Raw genomic sequence first — 21,603 nt, 5'->3', positions numbered from 1 at the left:
AGTCAGGTTTGAATTGGCACGCCGATAGCTGCGGCGCCGACCGCGAGCAGTTGTTCGTTTGCTGGTAGTGCCGATACGACCTCGTTGCCCAGAATTCCCAGCGGACAAAACCCGAGACCGCACCACTCTGTTGCGAGCGCTAGCGTCTGCAACAGCGCACCGGCATCACGCAACAGGAGCGATTCGCCGTTTTCATATGCTGCCTTCGGTTTCGCCATGTCGGCAACCAGGGCCATGAACGCGCCTTTAGCGTTGGGTAGCAGAAACTTGCATCTGCTAGTCCACATCTCGTAGATTTCCGATGGAAAGCTCAGTCGGTCGAGCGTGCAGAGCTCAACGTTAACGCGATAAGCGACGCCGTCTACAAACAGAACAACCGAAATGGAATGAAGCGCTCCAGCCGAAAGCGCTGGCCGGCGGGTGCGCCGCATTGCGTCACCCTCTTGCCAAAACCGGGGCGTTAGTGCGAGGTGGAACACTGTCGTCATCGAATCGACAGTCGCGGGAGCCAGAGCACGGGTCGAGCGCCGTCGTTCAAAGATGTCCACGAACGAAGCGGGCGCGGGAGCTTTAAAGGTCCCGAATGGCACACGGTCTTCGACTGGCCACGCATACTCCGAATACGGACCATCGCGAAGTGGGCACGGGTCCTCAATAAGGCTCAAAGCCTAGCTCCCCAAGCGTCTCATAGTGCTTCCGGCAACCGCGGCACATCCCGCAAGCTTCATTGGCGACATGGCACGAATGCGCCCAAGCCAGTAAATCTGCAGGCACACCTGAGGCCGTAATGAGTTCGGGCCCAGTGAGCCCAATCGCCGGTGCCTCAAGTGAAATCGCGCCTTCCTGGCAGCGAAGTAGCGCGTTTATCGCAGCGATAAACTCCTGCGTACCGTCCGCATGCATGCCGTCTGTCCGTAACGTACCAATCAAGAGACGATTTACGTCCAGACTAACGGCCTTCATTGCTGCCAATGTAATGAGCATCTGATTGCGAAACGGCCACCACTCTGAAACGGGCGCAAGCGCGGCGGGCGCAGACCCGGCCATGTCGCCGCTACCAAGTGCGCTCAGGTCGGCGTCAATCACGTGATGCTCGATATTGAGCGCCTCGCAAACAGCAGCGGCCGCGCGCACCTCCGCTTCAGCGGCACGCTGACCGTAGGCAACGGTGATTCCGACTTCCGGTCGCATCCAATACGCAATTGCGACTGAATCCATGCCGCCAGAAAGGAGAAGCGCCGTTTTCATGTTTTCCACGCAGTGTGGTGCAGCGCCGTCACGAAATCAAAGAAGACTTTGCTGTGCGAGCCAATCACCATCTTGAGGTTCTCTTCGCTAACCGCTTGTGCAAGGGCGTACACCGGCTTGCCCTGCGCGCGCGCATAACCAACCTCAAAAACGGTTCCCGCGTCTAGGCCATCAAGAATCGCGAAAACGCGGTCGCATTCCTCTAGCGCCTGTATGTCGGCGGGTCCAACCAGATGTGCAGGACCTGGACCAACGTCATGAATCGGTGAAAACACCTCGAGGCCCAGTTCCTTCAGGCACCGACGAGCTTCATCCACGAGCCAACGCTGCCCGAGGTTGAAAAAGGGACTCGCCAGATAGACCCTCCCAGGGATAGTAGAAGCTGGAACCCGCTGAGCTTGCTTTAGCTCCTGGACACGAAGAGCCGGCAATCCCATAGTTTCGGCGTAGTGTGCAACTGCGCGCGACGCAACTTCCGCTGCGTGCTCCGGGCTTTCGCGATGCACGGCCCAACGAGCGGCGAATATTGCAGCGAAAACGTCTCCCGAACCAACGGTCCAGACCAAATCACTTCTGTATGCCGGAATGTGAGCCTTGCCCCCATTCGACATGTGCACAAAGGCACCCTCCGGGCCTGACTTGACCACCACCACCTCGGCGCCACGCGCCAGCAGGTTTCTTGCCGCGACGTCGGGGTCGATATCCTGCCCCATCGCAACTATCTCGCTGCGATTTGCCACGATTGCCAGATGCTCTGCCTTACTCCCGTTATCCCAGAACGATTCCGGATGGAAGGCTGACTGTGGGTCATGGACGCACCAATTGGCGTCGACCTTTGCCGAGCCTTCCAGCATCCCGAACCGAAGGACGGCCCCGGCCGAAACCTCCATCGGGTCGAGTTTCGGTATGCGCGCAAGCGGCGGTCGAACAACCGGCGTGGACATGCAATGCACATATTCGAACGAGATGCCGATTGGGCATGGGTGCGCTACGACTCCAAAGCCGTAGAGCGCTGCCGCCTTCGCGAATTCTTGCTTTACATCGTCTCGCGCATAATTGTGCAACGTCACCTTGTCGACGTGGCTGACGAGTGCGGTAGCCGCACGCCCACCGGAGCCAAAGATTTGGTCCCATTCAGGCCAGATACATTTTTCGTGATAGACGCCACCTGCAACAACAATCTCGCTCTGAGTCATCGAAGACCCACACGAATCTGGCATGTGCCGCCTTGAATGGCTAGCACTTCAGCGACATATTGCCGGCCGTTCTGGATACACTCAATGAACTGAAGCATCGAACGAGACGTGATGGAACCCACGGTCGCCCCGTTGCGGTCCTGAGTAACAAGTCGATGCGGCGGACCTGGCAAGAACACCACGTCAAGAAGGTCACCTGGCCGCACGTTTCGCAACGCGGCTGCCACGACCGAGTTAAGGTTGGTGATTTCCTCAATGACACAGGGGTCGTTGGGTACGCCGCCAATACCCCCACCGCCTCCCCCTGCCGTTGGATTAACTACGGGCGCCTTCGGCTCAGGCCTCCAATCTCCACCGCCGCCACCACCACCAGACATATGGACTCCCGGACTGTTCTATTTGTTGAGTTTTACGTGCCCGAAACGATTGCTCGCAGTAAGGACATCGCTAAGATTCACTCGGAATGCACATTTTAATGAGCAGACGCCATTCGTCAAATGAAAGTTTTGGGGTGGGTCATTTGACTTTGCCCGATAGCATCGGGTGGTGGACCTTGGTCGCAGGAGCACGTGATTATGGGAGTTCGATGCCGCGAATCCTTTGATACAGGGTGACTGCGTACGAGTCTGTCATCCCCGACAGAAAGTCAGTCGCATGCACCGCACGCTCGTAATTTGAAGCCGAAGCCAAGGTGTCTGTGTCGAATGAAGTGAGGCGTAGGAGTGTCTTCGACCGCACGGACGCTGCCCCTTTCTTTTCGGCCAGGTCATCCATCGCTCCAACAAACGCGGAAAGAAGACCACCAATAACTTCGAAGCCACAGGCTTCCACCTCGACAACCGGCCTACTGTTGTAGACCTTCGCCCGGCCAACCTTCTTGAACTGTTTGAACGCGTCAGCCCCGTCGATATGTGAAGCAAGCTCGTCGTCAAACGCGCCTGTCATGATGCCATCGAGTTTCTTTCCAAAAACAGAAACGAACTCATGGATGAGCTTACCAATCGTACGGGCACGCAGGTACTCAGCTTGTCGATGTTTGTCGTGTACCTGCGCCAAGCGCGTTTCAATCGCGTCGTCAATCCACGGTTTATGCAAGTCGCGCAGCTCATCAAATGACACCATGCCGGCGCGGAAGCCGTCTTCAATATCCATGATGTGATAACAGATGTCGTCTGCGGCTTCAACCAAGAAAGCTAAGGGATGGCGATACCATGCAGCGCCCTTTCCAGGCTTCCTGAGTAGTCCGACCTCGTCAGCCACCTCGGCGAACAAGTCTCTCTCAGAATGCATAAAGCCAAACTTCTTCCCGCTTATGCCCGAGCGTTGCCGGTCTGGAACGCTTGATTCGCGTGGATACTTGGTGAACGTCGCGAGGGTTGCACAAGTTAGTTGCATGCCCCCCTTCTGCTCGGGAATCTGCGTATGACAAATCGTTCTGAAGCCTTGAGCATTGCCTTCAAACATCCGGAAGTCGTGGTTCTGTGAAGGACTCATCTTCCACGACGCCAGACGCCTCCCACCTTCGTGCTCATTGGCGAACCATTCTTGAATCGCCGATTCTCCGGCGTGCCCAAACGGCGGGTTTCCGATGTCATGTGCGAGGCATGCTGCAGAGACGATAACTCCGATATCCTGCGGGTTGACCTTTGCAGCACGTCTCTCCGACTTACCGATTTCCGCGGCTGCAAGCGTTCCAAGCGACCGCCCGACAGAAGCGACCTCCAAACTGTGTGTCAGGCGAGTTCGAACATAGTCGCTTTTCGCTAACGGGAAAACCTGCGTTTTATCTTGTAGCCGTCGAAATGCCGACGAGAAAATCAATCGGTCGTAATCGCGGACAAATTCGCTCCGAATGTCCTTCCCTTTTCCAGACTTCTTGTCCACTCCGAGTCTTTGTGCGGAAAGCAGCTTGACCCAATCCATACCTGCCACAGCATCTCCTTTTCCTGTTTTTATCTTTCTCGCGATAGCTCATCGCTTACGAGCGATTCCACTCAATCATTGCGCTACCCGCGTTCGCTCAACGCGCAAATCGGGCCTTCATCTTTTCGGCAATGAAGCCAGTAAGCTTTATAGCTGGCGAGTATAGACGCAGACAGGCGGTGGAACAGGCGCCAAGCTGTTGCGACAATCATCGTATCCACAGGATGTTCGACGGATTTGTGACCCACGGGCCTGAAAAATCGTGCCCGGCTATAAGCTATCGCAGATGATAATAGCAAGGCTCCTCGGCACAATTGTTATCGGCTCGAGTTTTTGACAATTTTTCCGCGCTGGTGCAAATATATGATGCGTTTTGCATGTTGCACGCGGGGTATTCGAAAGAAGCGCCGAGGTGCACTCGGACTACAGACATGCACAGCGCCGCAACCGGATGTTTCCATCTGGCCGCTTCAGGAGACTGTATGACTGCAGCATGGCAGACCTATCAACAAGAGGTCGCTGAACTATTCGTATCGCTTGGCTGCACAGTTGAGGTCGAAAAAGAGGCGGTCGGAGCACGGGGTCTTCACGTGGTCGATGTCCTCGCTCGGGCCACTTTTGCTGGTGTAGCCATCACGTGGGTCGTTGAGTGCAAGCTTTGGAACACCGCAATACCGAAAGAAAAGGTTCTGGCGCTCGCCCAAATTGCGTCTGATATAGGTGCAGACCGGGCCTTTCTCCTCTCTGAGTCAGGATTTCAAGCGGGCGCCATTCGCGTCGCTGAACACACAAACATTACGCTGACCAATATGCAGGAGCTTCTTGGCAGTGCGAAGAGCGAGATACAGCGACGCGAACTCATCTCACTTACGCAAAAGGCGAATCAACTGCAGCGGGAGATGCATGATTTTTTCATCCTAAATGACTACTCCCCAAGGCCACCCAAAGGGGCCGACCGCGAATCGTTCCTAGACTTGCTCGCGGTCGTCTTTGAGTTGTGTTCCATTGCACTACCGCGAGCCCTTGCTGGAGAATTTCCTATCAAATTCTCAACTGGAGACTCCCTTTCGACGACTTACGACGCAACAACTTTCATTGCCGATGCGACCCGCGAATTGAGCCGCGTGACCAACTGCCTCGAGGCTGCAAAGCTTAAGGTTGAGGGCGTTCGAAACCTCGCCGCGAAGACCTTTGTCGAGTTTGCTCTCAACGTCGGGGAGTTCTTAGACGCCTCAGAGACCGTCCTCGCCACAAACAGCCAAGCCCCCGTCGACCAGAAGCTTCTGACCTCAGCGCTTCACCGCATGGTGCAAGTCGGCCAAGGAGCAGCCTCGCTTCGCGTCTTAGTTAATGGAAAAGCGTCACGAACACTCTCTCGCGTGACGCGAGCTTTGTCGGACGGGCCATACATCTACTTAGCTGAAATGCACCGCAAGCCTGACCAATGGCGCCAGTCACGGGAGACAATCGAAACGCTGCTTCGTGAACTGGCAGCATTTCTGTCCGCACCTGTCACACCACAAACTTAAGCGCCGAAGCATGGAGCCGCTCACTAGCGCACAGCCGCAAACGGACCGCTGCGTTCTCGAAGTCGGCGAGCTCAACGTGCGCACCGAGCTGTCAGCAGGTAAATCACTGTCGTGAAGTTGGCAGATGCATTCATCCGCGTTCTGAGTTACTCATCAGCAGGCGTAGGAGCCCTCGTAGTGGCGACAAAGCGCGAAGAATTCGTCTAGCTTCTGCTGGTCGTGGTCTGGCATTCGCTTCATGTGCGGCCTTTCGATGCGTTCAATCATTCGGGCTGCCTTGTAGCGCGTCATAGTACGCAGTTCCTAACAAGAAGGAGGGAATCACTTCGTGCGAGCGCTATCGCGGATTTCCAGGTGAGCTCACGCGCACAACCATTCAAATTCTTACCCATGGCCGCAAGCGTTTTTGCGACAGCCACGCGCAATAGCGGCGCGGCGAAATAATTCACACGGCCCGAGCGGAGCGCCGCGCCGCTTTGCAGGTCGTGCATGAGGTCGCAGAGTCTACTGGCGAGGGCGTGCCGATGCTCTTGCAAATGCCTGGTACCCGTCTGTGCTTCTAGCAACTGTTCGAGAACGAGAAGCTTCTGCTCGACAAGAAAATCCTGACCACCACGAAGCCCATCTAGCAGGTAGCTCACAAATCGGCGTGTCCCGACGGTTGGCGTTCGATGTGTAGCCACCCAGTGCGACGTTACACGCAAGGCGTCTCCTGTTGCGGCATCGTTTGCGCTACTTTCGATGGTTGCAATGGCTTGGGTAATGACCTGGTCGGACCTTTCGGGCCACCATCGCAGGCAGGCGAAGAGCAATGGTATTTGCGGCGAGTTGATGGTGAGCCCCGCGCTCCAAAGCTCCTCGAACCAGTCGCCGAGTCCGTGAATTTTAACAGTCTCGAGCGTGAGGACTTTTGCGAATACGTCGTGGCAAACGGCGACGATTGCACGTAGGCGCGCGCTCACGAGTAGGCCTGTAGTGTCGTCAGAACCAGCGAGGGCCCTAGCGACTAGTTCGACGCCTTCGGTTGCCCACCAGCCGCGCATTTTCTCGATATACGGCAGCAGTTCGTCTTCTGTCCAGTCGATTTTCTCCTGGATTCGCGCGCTCATTACGAGGGCGCCCAGTAGCGTATCATCGGGAGTCAAGACAAACTTCTTCTTCTCACCCATAAAATCATGGAGACCTTCCATATTCGGAAAGTCCAGTTTTTCAAGCCACTGCTTGAAGGACTCGTGCGGCTCCAGACGGTCGGAGAGATGCGGCCACACAACGAAAGTGCTAGACGGTAGGGCTTCGAATCGGGGGATTCCGCCCATAGGGACGTTGTGCCATATTTGCGCAGCAAAGCGCCGCTTCTGCTCGGTCGTCAGCGCATCAGCATGAAGCAGCCACGTCAAGGCCCGCGCACATTGCGACCTCTCCGAAGGGGAGCCCCCCGATGCTAGCTGCTCAAAGTCGTCAAGGATTTGATTTGCAACGCTTGTTAGCTCGTCGCCAACTTTGTTGACCGAGCCGGGGCTTCCCGCGAAGTATATTGCATCGGGCCATAGCTGTCGGGCCAGGAGCTTCACCTTGCTAGTAGACAGGGCAAGAAGGCGCGGCACGAAACTGGCATGGTCGGACCGAGGGAGCAGTCGTATTGCTCGCTCGAAGAAATTGGCATACGCCCGGTGAAGCTGCAAATCCTCTTGAAGAGCTGCCGAACCGTGCAATTGAAATGCAAGCTCGCACAGAATGACGGCGTGATGTGGTTCGAGCCGAAAAGCGACCCGAGATGCCAAGTCAAGGAGCTGCTTCAAAGCAGAAGACGCTGCCGCATCCCATTGCGCATCTATCGTGATAGAGTTAATCACCTCGACAGATTGCTCAAATAGAGTCAGTGCAATTTCCCGACTGAGTGCTGAGATTGCGGCAAGGTCCAAAACATCTGCAGAACCGGGCCCGATACGAGCGCTGGCGCGCAGAAGAATCCTCAAACTTGCATCTTGCCCCCCATTCAGGGACATAATTCGGAAGCAAGACGCCAAGGTCTTAGCGCCATACATGAGTTCTCCCAGCGCTGGTGGCAGAGAGACTCGTTCAATCAGACGTACGTAGCTGATGGCAGCTGCTTGCGCCGTAGGTAGAAGCAACGGTATGCGCCGGTTCGCGGGCACCTTATTGGCATCAATCTCGATGACGCTAGCGGTGAGTACGCTATCTCCGAGCTGAACATCGTACCGAACTTCGTCCATGATGAAGTACGGATGTTCGATGTTGTCACGCGCATTCTCGTCTCGCACTGATTTTTCCGGAGAGACGTTCTCTGGATTGTCGGTTTCTTCTTGATTGATGCGTGCGAGGAGACCAGGCTCCGGAGACCAAGTGCGAGCCTGATTCAGACCCGCGGGGGTTTTCTTGTTCTCGTCGCCTATTCTAACCGCGTTGCTGAGCGCTCCGAGTAACCACTCGGCCCATTGTTCGCGAGACACAAGATAGGCATCGTCACCTTTGAATTGAATCGCGTCGCGAATGGTGTGAAGTCCGCGCTTAACGAGCTCCAGCCCTCGACGAATAACTCCGACCTCGCCTAAAAGAGCGCCTGCGCGGATGGGCCAGTATGGGTCTTCAGCTTGAACGGCTATTCTGGCTAGCTTGTTGAGCATGTCGATTGCATCCTGCTTTCTTCGATGCTCGATGCAAAACAAGATACGCTCATGGAGTACGGCGCATTGAAGTTCGAGTGAATGGTTCTCGCATTCATATCGGGAGAGCCAGTTGACCCACTTTAGAAAGTGACCTTCTTCATTGTCTTCGCGAGCGTCTCTCAGCATCGCGAGCGCGAGGTTTGCCCTTTTGGCTAAAAGTATGTCGTCGGAAACCTTCAATGGCTCAGCGTCTGCGGGCAGCGCAGGAATGGGCATTTCGGCGCCAACGCTCATATCGCATTCCGACAACACGTCAGTGACAAACGCGACGATTTGCGGGCTGAGATGTTTCAACGCGACGTCCATTAGCCACACGACTTCGTCAAGAAACACCACTCGAAGCCAAGGCGGCATTTTCTCGCGAAGCTTCTCATATGCTTGAAGTGCGAACGCGAGCGCGCCGGAGTCCGCCGCACGAGTACGATTATCAGCGGGTGCGACAATCCAGCCTGGGTAATCCGCACGATTGCGCTGCGCCGTTTCCAGCCACGCTACCATCTCTGTCAATCCAGCTTTCATTGTCGTGAGCTGGTTGGCAACATGGAAAGGCCACTCCGCGCGCCGAACCGGTGGCACTTCCTGCCAGAAGTCCAGCAGCACCTTAAGCGCTCTTCCGTAATCAACTTCATTACCCTGCATACCGAGCGACCGAATACTGATTGGAAATATCTTTCGCTTTTCTAGGAGTAGACGCTGTCCCTCGGAGACTGGACTGAAGGTAATGTAGTAAAGAGGTGGAGCTTTATCACCGAGATGGTCGCGGGTCCATCCCGTCCATGCTAAAAAGTTCGCGTCATCGCCTGAAAAGCCAATCAGCACGAAAACGTTCTCGAGCATCGACTGCTGAACAGTATTGACGAACGGTGCAAAATCTCGAGGATAATTGCGGTAATCTTCCTCGGTAACAATGAGCTTTGTGCCTGAACGCAGCGAGCCATGCAGCTTGATGATGCGGGGTCGTCCGTCACGCTTGGAATACGGGACATCGGACGCTGCGACGACGACCTGGTAGCGAGGCTTGATGCTTGGGTTTAGACGACTACGGTCCAAATCAAGTGTCCTCTCCAACAGGGTGTCATAGTTGGTCGTGAAGACGTCGGTCCAGTATAGAGACAGAAGCTTTGTGTGAAGCTCACCAGGTGTGACGACACCTGCATCGGGCAACAATTCATGAAGCCGCGCATCCAGCCGCGCCCGGTCCCCAATCGCAGTATATTCTTCCGCCAAACGCAACATCCCGCTGGTGCCTCCGAATCTGTCTTTTGCCCTCCGGCGCTCATTTTTGTCCGGATACATGTCCGCCAACAGGGCGTCCATCAACGGTCCCCAAAGGGGCAGCTTTGCTCCACCTTCAGCATTCCGGCTAAAGCCAGAGCCAATCATCACCGAGGCATGACCTTGTTTCAACGCGTCACGTATGGTGCGCAGATGTATCCCACCAGGCATGCTGTTGATGATGTCAGCTGTTGTTGCGTCGGTCGTCCTGTTTTCTGACGTTTTCATTGTTGTCCTGCTTTCTAATTCCCGATGTGCCGCGTCCGAAGCCAGTGATGTCTATGTATCAGCTCTGGATTGCCTTAACCATTACCGAGTTGGGGCTAAAATTCCGTTAGAGCTGCTGCACCAGCTCCAGAAATCTCAGCGGGCCTTCAATGAGTCTGTCAGGGCAAAGGCCCATTAGTTTGGTCAAGGCAGTGAGTCTCGTGACATTCGCAAAATGACGAGCGTGATTCAAGAGCGCTTTGTCCGCAACTGCTTGGGCAGCATGCGGTCAAGTTCATCATCGGTGAAGAACAGCTCCTCAGATTGTTTCAATGCCTTTTGCGCATCACCATATGCCTTTCCGTCTGTGCGTGGCGCAGCCTTGTATATCTCTTCCATTGATTCGTTCAAGCGGTCCCGTATAAGGCGTATTTCATCGACCGCGCGTCCGTCTCGCATATCTACCAAAAGTGACAGTAGCGCCTCACGTATTCCCCATAGCTTCGACGCAACAACGGTGTGTTTCTGAGCTTGCTCCCCGAGACTCGCCTCTTTGAAATAAAGAGCGAATCCGAGCAATACCGTCGAAAGTGCCGCGCCAACAATTGTCCCGGTGTGAGAGTCTCCGAGGACGGCCAGCAGCAAGCTGCTCGTTGTCACGGCCGACAGGACAATCTCGGCTGTCTTGATGCGCTTGTATCGGGTGATGTACCGGTCTGCCATCTTCTCGTGGGTCTTATGCGTGTAAGCGGCGCGCGCGTACATCTCCCGCAGTTGGCTTTCGAGCGTCGCTGCTGGCTCAACCCGCATGCCGTCAGGCGGGGAATGCTGTTCCATAGATTTCCCGATACTTTTGCCTTGCCGACCAGTCATGGTTGCTTTGCTGGTATTCAAGTGCCTCGAGTGCCCTCAGTTCAGCAGAGCGGGCCTTGTACTGGAATACGTCGCTGCGGTAGACATATGAGCCGCTACCCGGGGCGAGCCAGTAGGTCTGTTGCTTGTCAAGATTCGCAAGATAGTTGAAGAAGTCGCGCGTCATCCAGTCGTAGTACACGTATGACTTGTCTCGGTACGTCCACGTGCCCAAGAACTGATAGGCGAGCGTGTCAATCAACATGCCGCTCATCGAGACGTTGTTCGTGTCACGCCAAGCTCGAACCATACGGCTCAGTTCGACAAGGTTGTAGTTGCACGCCACATTCCTCGCCGAGAAAGCCTCCATTTCGTGCTTAGGCTTGCATATACGCCAAGCCCCGCCATTGTTGGAATCAGCGAACGTATAACTGCCGTCGGTGTTGACAAAGGCTGGTAAGACTTCAAACCGCACGCCGTCGGTGAAATTGATTACCACCACCTGCCCGTCGCCAGCCATGTCCGAGACGTTGTATGTCCTGCGGAGTGAATCCTTGATGAGCCCGAGCAACGCAGACTGCCCGTTCCCGGCATGCCCGTGAAACCGTGCATAGAGCGCGTAAGGCAGCTCATACAACAGGTCAACGTCACTCACGCTGGGGATGGCCGTGCTTCGACCGTACGACCCGACGTAGAAGCGGTACGAGGTATCCGAATTCAGGCAGCGTAGGTCGGAATTGAGCCGACCTACGATGCGGGCGGTCCGATTCGCGAGTGACGTGCGTTTCTCGCCATTGATTCGAAGCGAGCCACAAAACACCGAAAACCATTCCCCGACACCCATGCCCTATTGCCTCTGCTTGTAGTTTTGTACGGCTTTTTGAAGCATTCCATCTCTCAAGGGAAGCTCCGCCCGTCAGTCGACATGCCCGTTACGCGCTTCAAAGGCCGCGGGTGAATATTTCGCTGAAAAGGAATGGTATCAACAAGTTTGCATGTCGCGGGCCGAATTGTCGGAGCAGGGCCTGGAAATCAACCAAGGAACGCCTTCGTCGACAAAAGTAATACGGTGGCAGTGTGGCGACGAGAAATTGATGGTGGCGTGGTCGGAAAAAACGAAAATAAGGGCCTGATTATCGGCTATTTCTGTATGCACTGATTATCGCGACACGAGTCGCTGGTCGGCGTTCGCGACCGTAATCGAAAATGTCCGGCGAGTCTTGACGCAACAGTGATTGCTGGTAACAAGCGACATGGGTTGCTTAACTCCACCGGCTGATGGCCGGCCCGCAACCCGACGGCGTCGGATTCACGAAAAGACGGAACATTCCGACTGGAAATGAAAGCCCCGAGCGCTTTCTTTTGGAGAATCCGCGGCATGAGCCGTGGCGCGCCAATACCAGAAGGGAAGAAGCGTTCCGCGCCGACTCGCCCCTGCGATTGCTGTCTACACTAGGGGTCGCGACGTTTGGTTTTTTTTGCTGAATCTGAGTGCCACAGTGAAAGCGTTCCGCGCCCCGGCCAGAAAGGCTTTGAGGGGATGCTGACTCCATCCGCGGAAGGCTTCTACGAGAGGTCGCGGAACACTTTCATTTGGTGCGAACACAAACACAAGCAGCGCCCTCGTCGCCTCACTCCACCGTCCCCGACTTCGCCAGATTCCACGCTTTGTCCACATCAGATTGCAAGGCATCAGCAAGATTGCCGACGACCTAGCTAAGCGCAGTCTGGGAGTTTTCCCCAAAAAAACAACGGCCACCTCATAAAGGTGGCCGTTGTTCCTTTCGGAATAGCGCGTGACAAGGCGTCATCAGCTTGAGCTATCGGGACGCATCATTCGATAAAATCTCACTGGATGCATCCCAAAATCTCAGGTTATGGCTCCTGCTACAACACCCTCAAACATCAATATTCCCCGCCCTCAACGCATTGGACTCAATGAAGGCTCTCCGCGGCTCGACATCATCGCCCATGAGCGTAGTGAAAATGCCATCGGCAGCAATAGCATCCTCAATCTGCACCCGCAGAAGACGCCGCACTGCAGGATCCATAGTCGTCTCCCAAAGCTGCTCAGGATTCATCTCGCCGAGGCCTTTATAGCGCTGCTTGGAAACATTGCGTTCGGCATCCGCCAGCAACCACTTCATCGCACTCTTGAAGTCAGTCACCGCCATACTCCGCTCGCCACGCTTAATCACAGCGCCGGAGCCAATCAACCCCTTGAACGTATTAGCAGTATTCACGAGCTGCTGATAATCCGCAGTCAACTGAAACTCTTCGTCGATAACAGAGATCTTCTGATTCCCATGATGCGTCCGCGCGACGCGCAGCGAGCGCAGTTCCCGCACCGGGTCATACATCGTAGTCACGCGCACTTCAGGCTTCAGAGCATCGTCGCGCAGCTTCGCTTCGAGCGCGCGAGCCGAGGCCTCGGCCGCCTGCTCGCTGGAGAGATCGATAACGACACCATCCATCACCGCCTCGAGCGCACCCGCGTCATACAGCCGGCTCAAACGATCAACCACCGCCTGCGCCAACAGATAAGCACGCGCCAATTCACCCAACGCATCGCCAGTGATCGGAGTCGCACCTTCAGAGGCCACCAACTCCGACCCCTGCAACGCGAGCCGAAGAATATGAGCGTTCACTTCCGACTCATCCTTCAGATACCGCTCGTCCTTCCCCGCCTTGATCTTGTAAAGCGGCGGCTGCGCGATATAGATATACCCGCGCTCGATCATCTCCGGCATCTGCCGATAGAAGAACGTCAACAACAGTGTCCGGATGTGCGCGCCGTCGACGTCAGCATCGGTCATGATGATGATGCGGTGATAGCGCAGCTTATCGAGGTTGTAGTCTTCCTTGCCGATCCCGCAGCCAAGCGCGGTAATCAGCGTAACGATCTGCTCGGACGAAAGGAGCTTGTCGTAGCGTGCCTTCTCGACGTTCAGCACCTTGCCGCGCAGCGGCAAAATAGCCTGAAACTTCCGATCACGCCCCTGCTTCGCCGACCCACCCGCCGAGTCACCCTCGACGATATAGATCTCCGATTTCGCCGGGTCCTTCTCCTGACAATCCGCGAGCTTGCCCGGCAAGCCGACGCCATCGAGCACGCCCTTGCGCCGCGTCATCTCGCGCGCCTTGCGCGCCGCGTCGCGCGCACGCGCCGCATCGACGATCTTGCCGCAGATGATCTTCGCGTCGGCCGGCGTTTCGAGCAGGAATTCCTCGAGCGCCTTCGCGACCACTTCTTCCACCGGCGCGCGCACTTCCGACGACACCAGCTTGTCCTTCGTCTGCGAGCTGAACTTCGGCTCGGGCACCTTCACCGACAGCACGCAGGACAGCCCCTCACGCATGTCGTCGCCCGACGTCTCGACCTTCGCCTTCTTCGCGACTTCGTGATCGGCAATGTACTTGTTCAGCACGCGCGTCATCGCCGCACGCAGACCCGTAAGGTGCGTGCCGCCATCGCGCTGCGGAATGTTGTTCGTGAAGCACAGCACGTTTTCGTTGTAGCTGTCGTTCCACTGCATCGCCACTTCGACGCCCACACCTTCCTTCTCGCCCATGATGTGGAAGATGTTCGAGTGCAGCACCGACTTGTTCTTGTTGATGTACTCGACAAATCCCTTCACGCCGCCGACGAACGCAAAATCCTCTTCCTTGCCCGAGCGCTGGTCCAGCAAACGAATGCGCACGCCGTTATTGAGGAACGACAGTTCACGAATCCGCTTCGCGAGGATGTCGTAGTGATATTCGACGTTGCCGAAAATCGTCTCATCGGCCATGAAATGCACTTCGGTGCCACGGTTTTCGGTGTCGCCGACCACCAGCATCGGCGACGTGGTCACGCCGTCGATCACTTCCAGCACGCGGTTCTGCGGCACGCCACGGTGGAATTCCATGAAGTGCTTCTTGCCGTCGCGGCGCACGGTGAGACGCAGCCAGGCAGACAGCGCGTTCACGCACGACACGCCCACGCCGTGCAGGCCGCCCGACACCTTGTAGCTGTTCTGGTCGAACTTGCCGCCGGCGTGCAGCTCGGTCATGACGATTTCGGCGGCGCTGCGCTTCGGATCGTGCTTGTCGTCCATCTTCAGGCCGGTGGGCACGCCGCGGCCGTTGTCGGTGATCGAGATCGAGTTATCCGCGTGGATGATCACCTGGATGTCGTTGCAATGCCCAGCGAGCGCTTCGTCGATCGAGTTGTCGAGCACTTCGAACACGAGGTGGTGCAAACCGGTGCCATCCGATGTATCCCCGATGTACATCCCAGGCCGCTTGCGCACGGCTTCCAGACCTTCGAGGATCTGGATGGACGAGGCGCCGTAGCTGTTATCGGGCTGCGTATTGTTCGTTTCAGTCATGGATTTTTTCCGGTTCTGCGTTACTGCAAGGTTGCTGCTCTGGACTTTTCAAAACGCCATAAAAACGCCAAAGGGGCGCTGCGCCCCTTGGTGTTTTTCTTGATGTTGGCCGTGTCAGATGCGCATCGGCATCACCACGTATTTGAATTCCTCGTTTTCGGGAATCGTGATCAACGCGCTGGAGCTGGCGTCACCCAGGCTCACTTGCAGCATGTCGACCTTCAGGTTCGCAAGCACGTCGAGCAGGTACGTGACGTTGAACCCGATATCGACGCTGTCGCCGTCGTATGCGATTTCCAGTTCTTCCTGCGCCTCTTCCTGATCGGCGTTGGTCGACATGATCTTCAACTGGCCCGGCTCGACGATGCAGCGCACGCCCTTGAATTTGTCCGACGTCAGAATCGCCGCGCGTTGCAGCGAGCGCTGCAGTTCTTCACGGCCAATCTGGAATTTGTTCTTGTGCGACTTCGGAATCACGCGCTGGAAGTCGGGGAACTTGCCTTCCACGAGCTTCGACACGAGTTCGACCTGGCCGAACGTGAACTTGACCTGGGTCTGCGCGATGTCGATCTTCAGCGTGTCGTCGATGTCTTCGAGCAGACGCTGCAGTTCGAGAATCGTCTTGCGCGGGATGATCACTTCCTGGCGCGCGAACGAGCCCTCGATCTTCATCGACGAAAACGCGAGACGGTGGCCGTCCGTCGCGACGGCCATCAACTGGTCGCCATCCACCACCAGCAGCATGCCGTTCAGGTAGTAGCGGATGTCCTGCTGGGCCATCGAGAAATGGACCATGCCGAGCAACTGGCGGAACGTCTTTTGCGGAACCACCAGGTTCGCGCCGTAGTCTTTAGCCTGAGCAACGGTCGGGAATTCGTCCGCGGCAAGCGTTTGCAGCGCAAAGCGGCTCTTGCCGGATTGCACGGTCAGGCGCTTGTCGTTCAGCGTCAGCGTGACCTGGCCGTCGGGCATGGCGCGCAGAATGTCGAGGAGCTTGCGCGCTGCCACCGTGGTCGCGACCGAATCGCCGCCCACGCCGAAATCGGCGCGCGTGGTGATTTGCAACTCGAGGTCGGTGGACAGGAACGATACGTCCGGACCGTTCTTGGTGATCAGCAAATTGGCGAGGATCGGCAACGTATGGCGGCGTTCGACGATGCCGCTCACGGTTTGCAGCGGCCTGAGGAGGTTATCGCGTTCGGTCTTGACCAGTTGCATAGGGTTCCTTCGTTGATATAACGGCCTGCACGCCTTACGGGACAAGCTTTTCACCGTGCAGCCGCGGCTCCCCGCCGGCGCCATGAAAAGCGCCCGTCACGGCGTTAAATCCGCCCGCGGCCGCCGGGCGGTTAAACCTGTATTGTGCCTGAAAACGGGACCGCCTCACTAAATTGGGGGCGAGTTTGGGAATAAACAGGTCGATTTTGCGGAGCGGTATCCGGGTTGCTGGTGGCTTGTTGCACCGCTGCGTTGGGCGGTGGGTTCGCGGCCGCGTTTTTGTGCTCCTTCCCGTCCGCTTATCGCCCCATTCCTGATTGTTCCCCGTTCCGACCCGGCGGCCGCAGCCGGGTCGCTCCTCCCCTATCCGTTTTCCTGATTTTTCCTGCTTTTTCCTGCTTCCTGGTGCGGCTAGCCCTTCAGGGTCTGTTCCAGAACGTGCAACTCGTGGTTCAACTGCGCGTCCTTGCTGCGCTCGTCGGCGATCTTGCGCACCGCGTGCAGCACGGTCGTGTGGTCGCGGCCGCCGAACAGCTCGCCGATTTCCGGCAGGCTCTTCTGCGTCAATTCCTTGGCCAGATACATCGCGATCTGCCGCGGCCGCGCGATATTCGCCGGACGCTTCTTCGAATACATATCCGCGACCTTGATGCTGTAGAAGTCCGCGACCGTTTTCTGGATGTTTTCCACCGAAATCTGCCGATTCTGCACCGTCAGCAGGTCTTTCAGCGCTTCCTTGGTCAACTCGATCGTGATTTCGCGGCCATGGAACTTCGAATACGCGAGGATCTTGCGCAGCGCGCCTTCGAGCTCACGCACGTTCGAGCGCAGATGCTTCGCGACGAAGAACGCGACGTCCTCGTTCAGGCTCACGAATTCCGATTGCGCCTTGCGCATCAGAATCGCGACGCGCATTTCGAGTTCGGGCGGCTCGATCGCTACCGTCAGACCGGAATCGAAACGCGAGATCAGGCGATCGTCGATGCCCGAAATCTCCTTCGGATACGTGTCGCTCGTGATGATCACCTGCGCCTTGTTCGCGACTAGCGCCTCGAACGCGTAGAAGAATTCCTCTTGTGTGCGTGACTTGCCCGAAAAGAACTGAATATCGTCGATCAGCAGCAGGTCGAGCGAGTGGTAGTAGCGCTTGAAGTCGTCGAACGCCTTGCGTTGGTATGCCTTCACGACGTCCGACACGTACTGTTCCGCGTGGATGTAGCGGATCCGTGCGCCGGGCTTGTCCATCAGCAACTGGTTGCCGATCGCGTGGATCAGGTGGGTCTTGCCGAGACCCACGCCGCCGTACAGGAACAGCGGGTTGTATGAGATGCCGGGATTGTCCGCAACCTGGATCGCGGCCGCGCGTGCGAGCTGGTTCGCCTTACCGGTCACGAAGTTGTCGAAGGTCAGCACCGGGTTCAGCTTCGAGCGCTCGTACATCGAGTCGTTCTCGTTGCTGCCCGCCGCGCCCGCGCCCTGGCCCGGACGCCACGTGCGGCGCCCTGCGGCGGCTTCGTTCGCGTCGAGGCTTGGCAGATCGAGGTCGGCGGCGTCTTCGGCGATGCTGCGCGAATTCGAGTTTTGCGCATGTGCCGCGGCAGCTACCGCGGGCACGCCAGGATTGGCGCGAGCCATGTGAGCGGACTGTACGGCGCTGACGGCCGCATCCACGGCGGCCATCCCGCCGTGCGGCGCGCTCGAAGCTGGACGTGCGGATGACGGAGCCGGCGCAGCCGCCGCGGGGGCGCGCATGCCTGCCTTCGGATCCAGTACGAATTGCACGTCCACCGGCGCGTGCCAAAAATCGCGGGCCATATCCGCGATGCGGCCGGAGAACTGGCTCTTGACCCAGTCGAGCTTGAAGCGGTTCGGCGCGGCAATGCTCAACGTGTTCGCATCGGCGTCGAAGGCGACCGGGGCCAAGGGTTTGATCCACGTCACGTACTGCTGAGGCGTGAGCTCACGCTCCAGCAATGCGGAACAGTGTTGCCAGAATTCGTTCATCAAATTGCTATCGTTATGGTGTGCACGGCGGTCGCCGCTGCCCCTGTCGCGTGCGCGCAACAAGGCCCTGAGCAGCCAGGCGTAACGGCCCCAGGCGCTTGTACCACAAGGGTTTGCGGGACAAACGTGCCGGAGCGACGTGCAACATTTTTGGGAAGTAAGGCGAGATTCTAACGCCAAAACGGAGCCAAAAGTGAGTTATCCACAGGGACTGATCAGCAGGCCCGGCCAGCACCGGTCGTGCTCGAAGACGGCTAAACTATTGACGGCCAACGGAAAACCAGTTTAAATAGCGGGTTCCGCGAAAACCAATTTCAGCAAACCACCGGCCATTGCGCTTTCAGCGATGATCGCGCGGTTTTTTTCGATCAAGTGAGAGCAACATGAAACGTACTTACCAACCTTCCGTTACCCGTCGCAAGCGCACCCACGGCTTTCGCGTTCGCATGAAGACCGCTGGCGGCCGCAAGGTCATCAACGCACGTCGCGCGAAGGGCCGCAAGCGCCTCGCGATCTAAGGCAAGCGGATTGCGCGCTGTGACCGAAGCCCGCGACGAAGCGGGAGCGGCCGGGGCGCAGCAACCGGGCTCGGTTCCGTTGCGAGCGCAAGCCGCCTTCCCCAAAGCCGCAAGGCTGCTAAAAACGGATGAATTTTCATCCGTTTTTCGTTTGCGGCCGTGGCGCCGTACCGCGCACTTTGTCGTGTACGGCCGGCCCACCGGCAACGAGGCTCGTCTTGGCCTCGTGATCGGCAAGAAGTATGCGCCGCGCGCGGCCACGCGTAATCTGGTGCGCCGGATCGCGCGTGAAGCCTTCCGGTTGCGTCGCGCGGAATTCGGCGGTTGGGATGTGCTGCTGCGTCTACATACGCGGTTCGACAAAAAAGCTTTGCCGAGCGCGTCCTCGCCGCCGTTAAAGGCGCTCTGCCGCAGCGAAATCGAGGCGTTGCTCGACAAGGCAGCGCGCGAAATTACCCGTCGCCAGGCGCCGCCCGCGGAGGCGCCCAGGACGGAATGACGCAGTGACCGCCCGCACCACGGTCGCCGCCACCAGAGTGGCGCCGGCAGCTTCAGGGCGCGGGCGTCGCCTGGTACTCCACGTTGCGCGGCGCCGTCCGGCCGCACCTGCCATGCAAACGGTACTCCTCGCTTTATTGCGTTTTTACAAGCTTGCCGTGAGCCCCATGCTCGGCAACCGGTGCCGTTTTTACCCTTCCTGCTCTGATTACGCGCGCGAGGCAATCCAGTATCATGGCGCCGCGCGCGGGACTTATCTCGCCGTGAGGCGTGTTTGCCGCTGTCACCCGTTTTCCGCGGGCGGCATCGATCTCGTCCCGCCACCCACTTCTGAAAAGCGCTGACGCGCCGTTCCATCGACACTGAGACAACGCATGGATATCAAACGCACCGTCCTATGGGTCATCTTTTTCATGTCAGCTGTCATGCTGTTCGACAACTGGCAACGCGACCACGGACGCCCGTCGATGTTCTTCCCGAGCACGACGCCGACCCAGACCGTAGGCAGCGCCGCGCCGGGCACCACGACGCCGGGCACCCAGCCGGCCGATCTGCCCGCCACCAACGCGGCCGCGCCCGGCAATGCGCCGGCAGCCGAGCAATCGCAGCTCGTGAAGTTCGCCACCGACGTCTATAGCGGCGAAATCGACACCCGCGGCGGCACCTTGTCGCGCCTGTCGCTCGTCAAGCAGGGCGACGGCAAGACGCCGGATCTCGTGATCACGCTGTTCGACAAGACGAACAACCACACGTATCTGGCGCGCACCGGCCTGCTCGGCGGTGACTTCCCGAATCACAACGACGTCTTCACGCTGATGCCGAATCAGCCGACCCAGTTGGCTGATGGTCAGAACTCGTTCCAGATGAGCTTTGCGTCGCCCGAAAAGGGTGGCCTCAAGGTCATCAAGACCTACACGTTCACGCGCGGCAGCTACGTGATCGGCGTCGAGACGAAGGTCCAGAACGTCGGCACCACGCCGGTGACGCCGCAGGTCTATATGGAGCTCGTGCGCGACGACCAGCCGGTCGAAACGCCGCGCTTCTCGCACACGTTCATCGGACCGGCTGTCTACACGGACGAGCATCACTTCCAGAAGATGACGTTCAGCGATCTGGACAAGAACAAGCAGGACTTCGCGACGTCGGCGAACAACGGCTGGGTCGCGATGGTTCAGCATTACTTCGCGTCGGCCTGGATTCCGCAGCAGGGCACGAAGCGTGATTTCTACGCCGAGAAGATCGATCCGTCGCTGTATCGCGTCGGCATGAAGCAGACGATGCCGACCATCCAGCCGGGCCAGACCGTCAGCGTGAACGCACGTCTGTTCGCCGGTCCGGAGGAAGAGAAGATGCTCGCGGGCATCGCACCGGGCCTCGATCTGGTGAAGGACTACGGCTGGGTCACGATCATCGCGAAGCCGCTGTTCTGGCTGCTGTCGAAGATTCACAGCTATGTCGGCAACTGGGGCTGGTCGATCGTGCTGCTGACGGTGCTGATCAAGGCGGTGTTCTTCCCGCTGTCGGCCGCCAGCTACAAGTCGATGGCACGCATGAAGGCGATCACGCCGCGCATGCAGGCGCTGCGCGAGCGCTTCAAGGGCGATCCGCAGAAGATGAACGCGGCGCTGATGGAGCTGTACAAAACCGAGAAGGTCAATCCGTTCGGCGGCTGTCTGCCGGTCGTGATCCAGATTCCGGTGTTCATCTCGCTGTACTGGGTGCTGCTCTCGTCGGTGGAAATGCGTGGCGCGCCGTGGATTCTGTGGATTCAGGATCTGTCGCAGCAGGACCCGTACTTCATCCTGCCGGTCCTGATGGCCGTGTCGATGTTCCTGCAGACCCGCTTGAACCCGACGCCGCCGGACCCGGTTCAAGCAAAGATGATGATGTTCATGCCGATCGCGTTCTCGGTGATGTTCTTCTTCTTCCCCGCGGGTCTCGTGCTGTACTACGTCGTGAACAACGTGCTGTCGATCGCGCAGCAGTACTACATCACGCGGATGATGGGCAGCTCGAAGGCGAAGCCGGCCTGATGTTCTGTCCCGTGGCGGCCCGTATGGCCGCCGCGACGCAAGCTC

Annotated in this window: 15 protein-coding genes; 5 read left to right on the top strand and 10 right to left on the bottom strand. The window is 57.7% G+C overall.

The features are described from left to right. Positions 1-2 precede the first annotated feature (2 nt). The 4 genes from CI15_RS36365 to CI15_RS06255 all read right to left on the bottom strand — a co-directional run bounded on the left by CI15_RS36365 (position 3) and on the right by CI15_RS06255 (position 4,367). Positions 3-236, bottom strand: a complete 234-nt coding sequence (locus CI15_RS36365) for a nitroreductase family protein (protein WP_153041057.1) — start codon at positions 234-236, stop codon at positions 3-5. A 415-nt stretch (positions 237-651) separates the two neighbouring features. After that, positions 652-1,248, bottom strand: coding sequence for a 7-cyano-7-deazaguanine synthase (locus CI15_RS06265; RefSeq protein ID WP_062125312.1), 597 nt, complete (start codon positions 1,246-1,248; stop codon positions 652-654). Further along, positions 1,245-2,444: a PfkB family carbohydrate kinase gene (locus CI15_RS06260; RefSeq protein ID WP_062125310.1), complete on the bottom strand. Its 1,200-nt coding sequence runs from the start codon at positions 2,442-2,444 to the stop codon at positions 1,245-1,247. The genes CI15_RS06265 and CI15_RS06260 overlap by 4 nt, the downstream gene beginning before the upstream one ends. 573 nt (positions 2,445-3,017) lie before the next feature. After that, complete coding sequence (locus CI15_RS06255; RefSeq protein WP_062125309.1) at positions 3,018-4,367, bottom strand: deoxyguanosinetriphosphate triphosphohydrolase; 1,350 nt, start codon at positions 4,365-4,367, stop codon at positions 3,018-3,020. Between the two features lie 482 nt (positions 4,368-4,849). On the opposite strand from CI15_RS06255, the gene CI15_RS06250 reads away from it, so the two are divergent. Continuing rightward, positions 4,850-5,896, top strand: coding sequence for a restriction endonuclease (locus CI15_RS06250; RefSeq protein WP_062125307.1), 1,047 nt, complete (start codon positions 4,850-4,852; stop codon positions 5,894-5,896). Between the two features lie 287 nt (positions 5,897-6,183). On the opposite strand, the gene CI15_RS06245 is transcribed toward CI15_RS06250, so the two are convergent. The 6 genes from CI15_RS06245 to dnaA form a co-directional block, all read right to left on the bottom strand. Further along, the gene (locus tag CI15_RS06245; protein ID WP_082814174.1) at positions 6,184-10,086 is read right to left on the bottom strand and encodes an SIR2 family NAD-dependent protein deacylase; all 3,903 of its coding nucleotides are present in this window, start codon (positions 10,084-10,086) and stop codon (positions 6,184-6,186) included. Positions 10,087-10,314: 228 nt separating this feature from the next. Continuing rightward, complete coding sequence (locus tag CI15_RS06240; protein WP_062125304.1) at positions 10,315-10,902, bottom strand: SLATT domain-containing protein; 588 nt, start codon at positions 10,900-10,902, stop codon at positions 10,315-10,317. Continuing rightward, positions 10,880-11,761 carry an SMODS domain-containing nucleotidyltransferase gene (locus CI15_RS06235; protein ID WP_062125303.1) on the bottom strand — a complete coding sequence of 294 codons (882 nt, stop codon included), beginning with the start codon at positions 11,759-11,761 and terminating at the stop codon, positions 10,880-10,882. The genes CI15_RS06240 and CI15_RS06235 overlap by 23 nt, the downstream gene beginning before the upstream one ends. A gap of 1,054 nt (positions 11,762-12,815) precedes the next feature. Further along, on the bottom strand, positions 12,816-15,287 hold the full coding sequence (gene gyrB, locus CI15_RS06230; RefSeq protein ID WP_062125301.1) for a DNA topoisomerase (ATP-hydrolyzing) subunit B: 2,472 nt from the start codon (positions 15,285-15,287) through the stop codon (positions 12,816-12,818). Positions 15,288-15,401: 114 nt separating this feature from the next. Beyond that, positions 15,402-16,505: a DNA polymerase III subunit beta gene (gene dnaN, locus CI15_RS06225; protein ID WP_062125300.1), complete on the bottom strand. Its 1,104-nt coding sequence runs from the start codon at positions 16,503-16,505 to the stop codon at positions 15,402-15,404. Between the two features lie 411 nt (positions 16,506-16,916). Further along, positions 16,917-18,509, bottom strand: coding sequence for a chromosomal replication initiator protein DnaA (gene dnaA, locus CI15_RS06220; protein ID WP_062125298.1), 1,593 nt, complete (start codon positions 18,507-18,509; stop codon positions 16,917-16,919). 383 nt (positions 18,510-18,892) lie between these two features. Here dnaA and rpmH point away from each other — a divergent pair, with 383 nt between their 5' ends. The 4 genes from rpmH (at position 18,893) to yidC (ending at position 21,558) form a co-directional block, all read left to right on the top strand. Next, on the top strand, positions 18,893-19,027 hold the full coding sequence (gene rpmH / locus CI15_RS06215) for a 50S ribosomal protein L34 (RefSeq protein ID WP_004198824.1): 135 nt from the start codon (positions 18,893-18,895) through the stop codon (positions 19,025-19,027). 19 nt (positions 19,028-19,046) lie between these two features. Next, entirely contained in the window at positions 19,047-19,526 is a 480-nt protein-coding gene (locus tag CI15_RS06210; protein ID WP_062126124.1) for a ribonuclease P protein component, read from the top strand. A gap of 112 nt (positions 19,527-19,638) precedes the next feature. Beyond that, entirely contained in the window at positions 19,639-19,869 is a 231-nt protein-coding gene (gene yidD, locus CI15_RS35165; RefSeq protein WP_013091032.1) for a membrane protein insertion efficiency factor YidD, read from the top strand. 30 nt (positions 19,870-19,899) lie between these two features. After that, positions 19,900-21,558: a membrane protein insertase YidC gene (gene yidC, locus CI15_RS06205; RefSeq protein ID WP_062125296.1), complete on the top strand. Its 1,659-nt coding sequence runs from the start codon at positions 19,900-19,902 to the stop codon at positions 21,556-21,558. Positions 21,559-21,603 lie beyond the last annotated feature (45 nt).

It is taken from the genome of Paraburkholderia monticola, assembly GCF_001580545.1.
Taxonomy (GTDB): Bacteria; Pseudomonadota; Gammaproteobacteria; order Burkholderiales; family Burkholderiaceae; genus Paraburkholderia; species Paraburkholderia monticola.
The sequence above is the reverse complement of the archived record's forward strand: the minus strand, read 5'-3'. Positions and strand labels throughout refer to the sequence as shown.

Bases quoted from the DNA above. Each gene is read 5' to 3' on its own strand.
- CI15_RS36365 (WP_153041057.1), bottom strand. From the start codon at position 236: ATGGCCCTGGTTGCCGACATGGCGAAACCGAAGGCAGCATATGAAAAC.
- CI15_RS06265 (WP_062125312.1), bottom strand. From the start codon at position 1,248: ATGAAAACGGCGCTTCTCCTTTCTGGCGGCATGGATTCAGTCGCAATT.
- CI15_RS06260 (WP_062125310.1), bottom strand. From the start codon at position 2,444: ATGACTCAGAGCGAGATTGTTGTTGCAGGTGGCGTCTATCACGAAAAA.
- CI15_RS06255 (WP_062125309.1), bottom strand. From the start codon at position 4,367: ATGGATTGGGTCAAGCTGCTTTCCGCACAAAGACTCGGAGTGGACAAG.
- CI15_RS06250 (WP_062125307.1), top strand. From the start codon at position 4,850: ATGACTGCAGCATGGCAGACCTATCAACAAGAGGTCGCTGAACTATTC.
- CI15_RS06245 (WP_082814174.1), bottom strand. From the start codon at position 10,086: ATGAAAACGTCAGAAAACAGGACGACCGACGCAACAACAGCTGACATC.
- CI15_RS06240 (WP_062125304.1), bottom strand. From the start codon at position 10,902: ATGGAACAGCATTCCCCGCCTGACGGCATGCGGGTTGAGCCAGCAGCG.
- CI15_RS06235 (WP_062125303.1), bottom strand. From the start codon at position 11,761: ATGGGTGTCGGGGAATGGTTTTCGGTGTTTTGTGGCTCGCTTCGAATC.
- gyrB (WP_062125301.1), bottom strand. From the start codon at position 15,287: ATGACTGAAACGAACAATACGCAGCCCGATAACAGCTACGGCGCCTCG.
- dnaN (WP_062125300.1), bottom strand. From the start codon at position 16,505: ATGCAACTGGTCAAGACCGAACGCGATAACCTCCTCAGGCCGCTGCAA.
- dnaA (WP_062125298.1), bottom strand. From the start codon at position 18,509: ATGAACGAATTCTGGCAACACTGTTCCGCATTGCTGGAGCGTGAGCTC.
- rpmH (WP_004198824.1), top strand. From the start codon at position 18,893: ATGAAACGTACTTACCAACCTTCCGTTACCCGTCGCAAGCGCACCCAC.
- yidD (WP_013091032.1), top strand. From the start codon at position 19,639: ATGCAAACGGTACTCCTCGCTTTATTGCGTTTTTACAAGCTTGCCGTG.
- yidC (WP_062125296.1), top strand. From the start codon at position 19,900: ATGGATATCAAACGCACCGTCCTATGGGTCATCTTTTTCATGTCAGCT.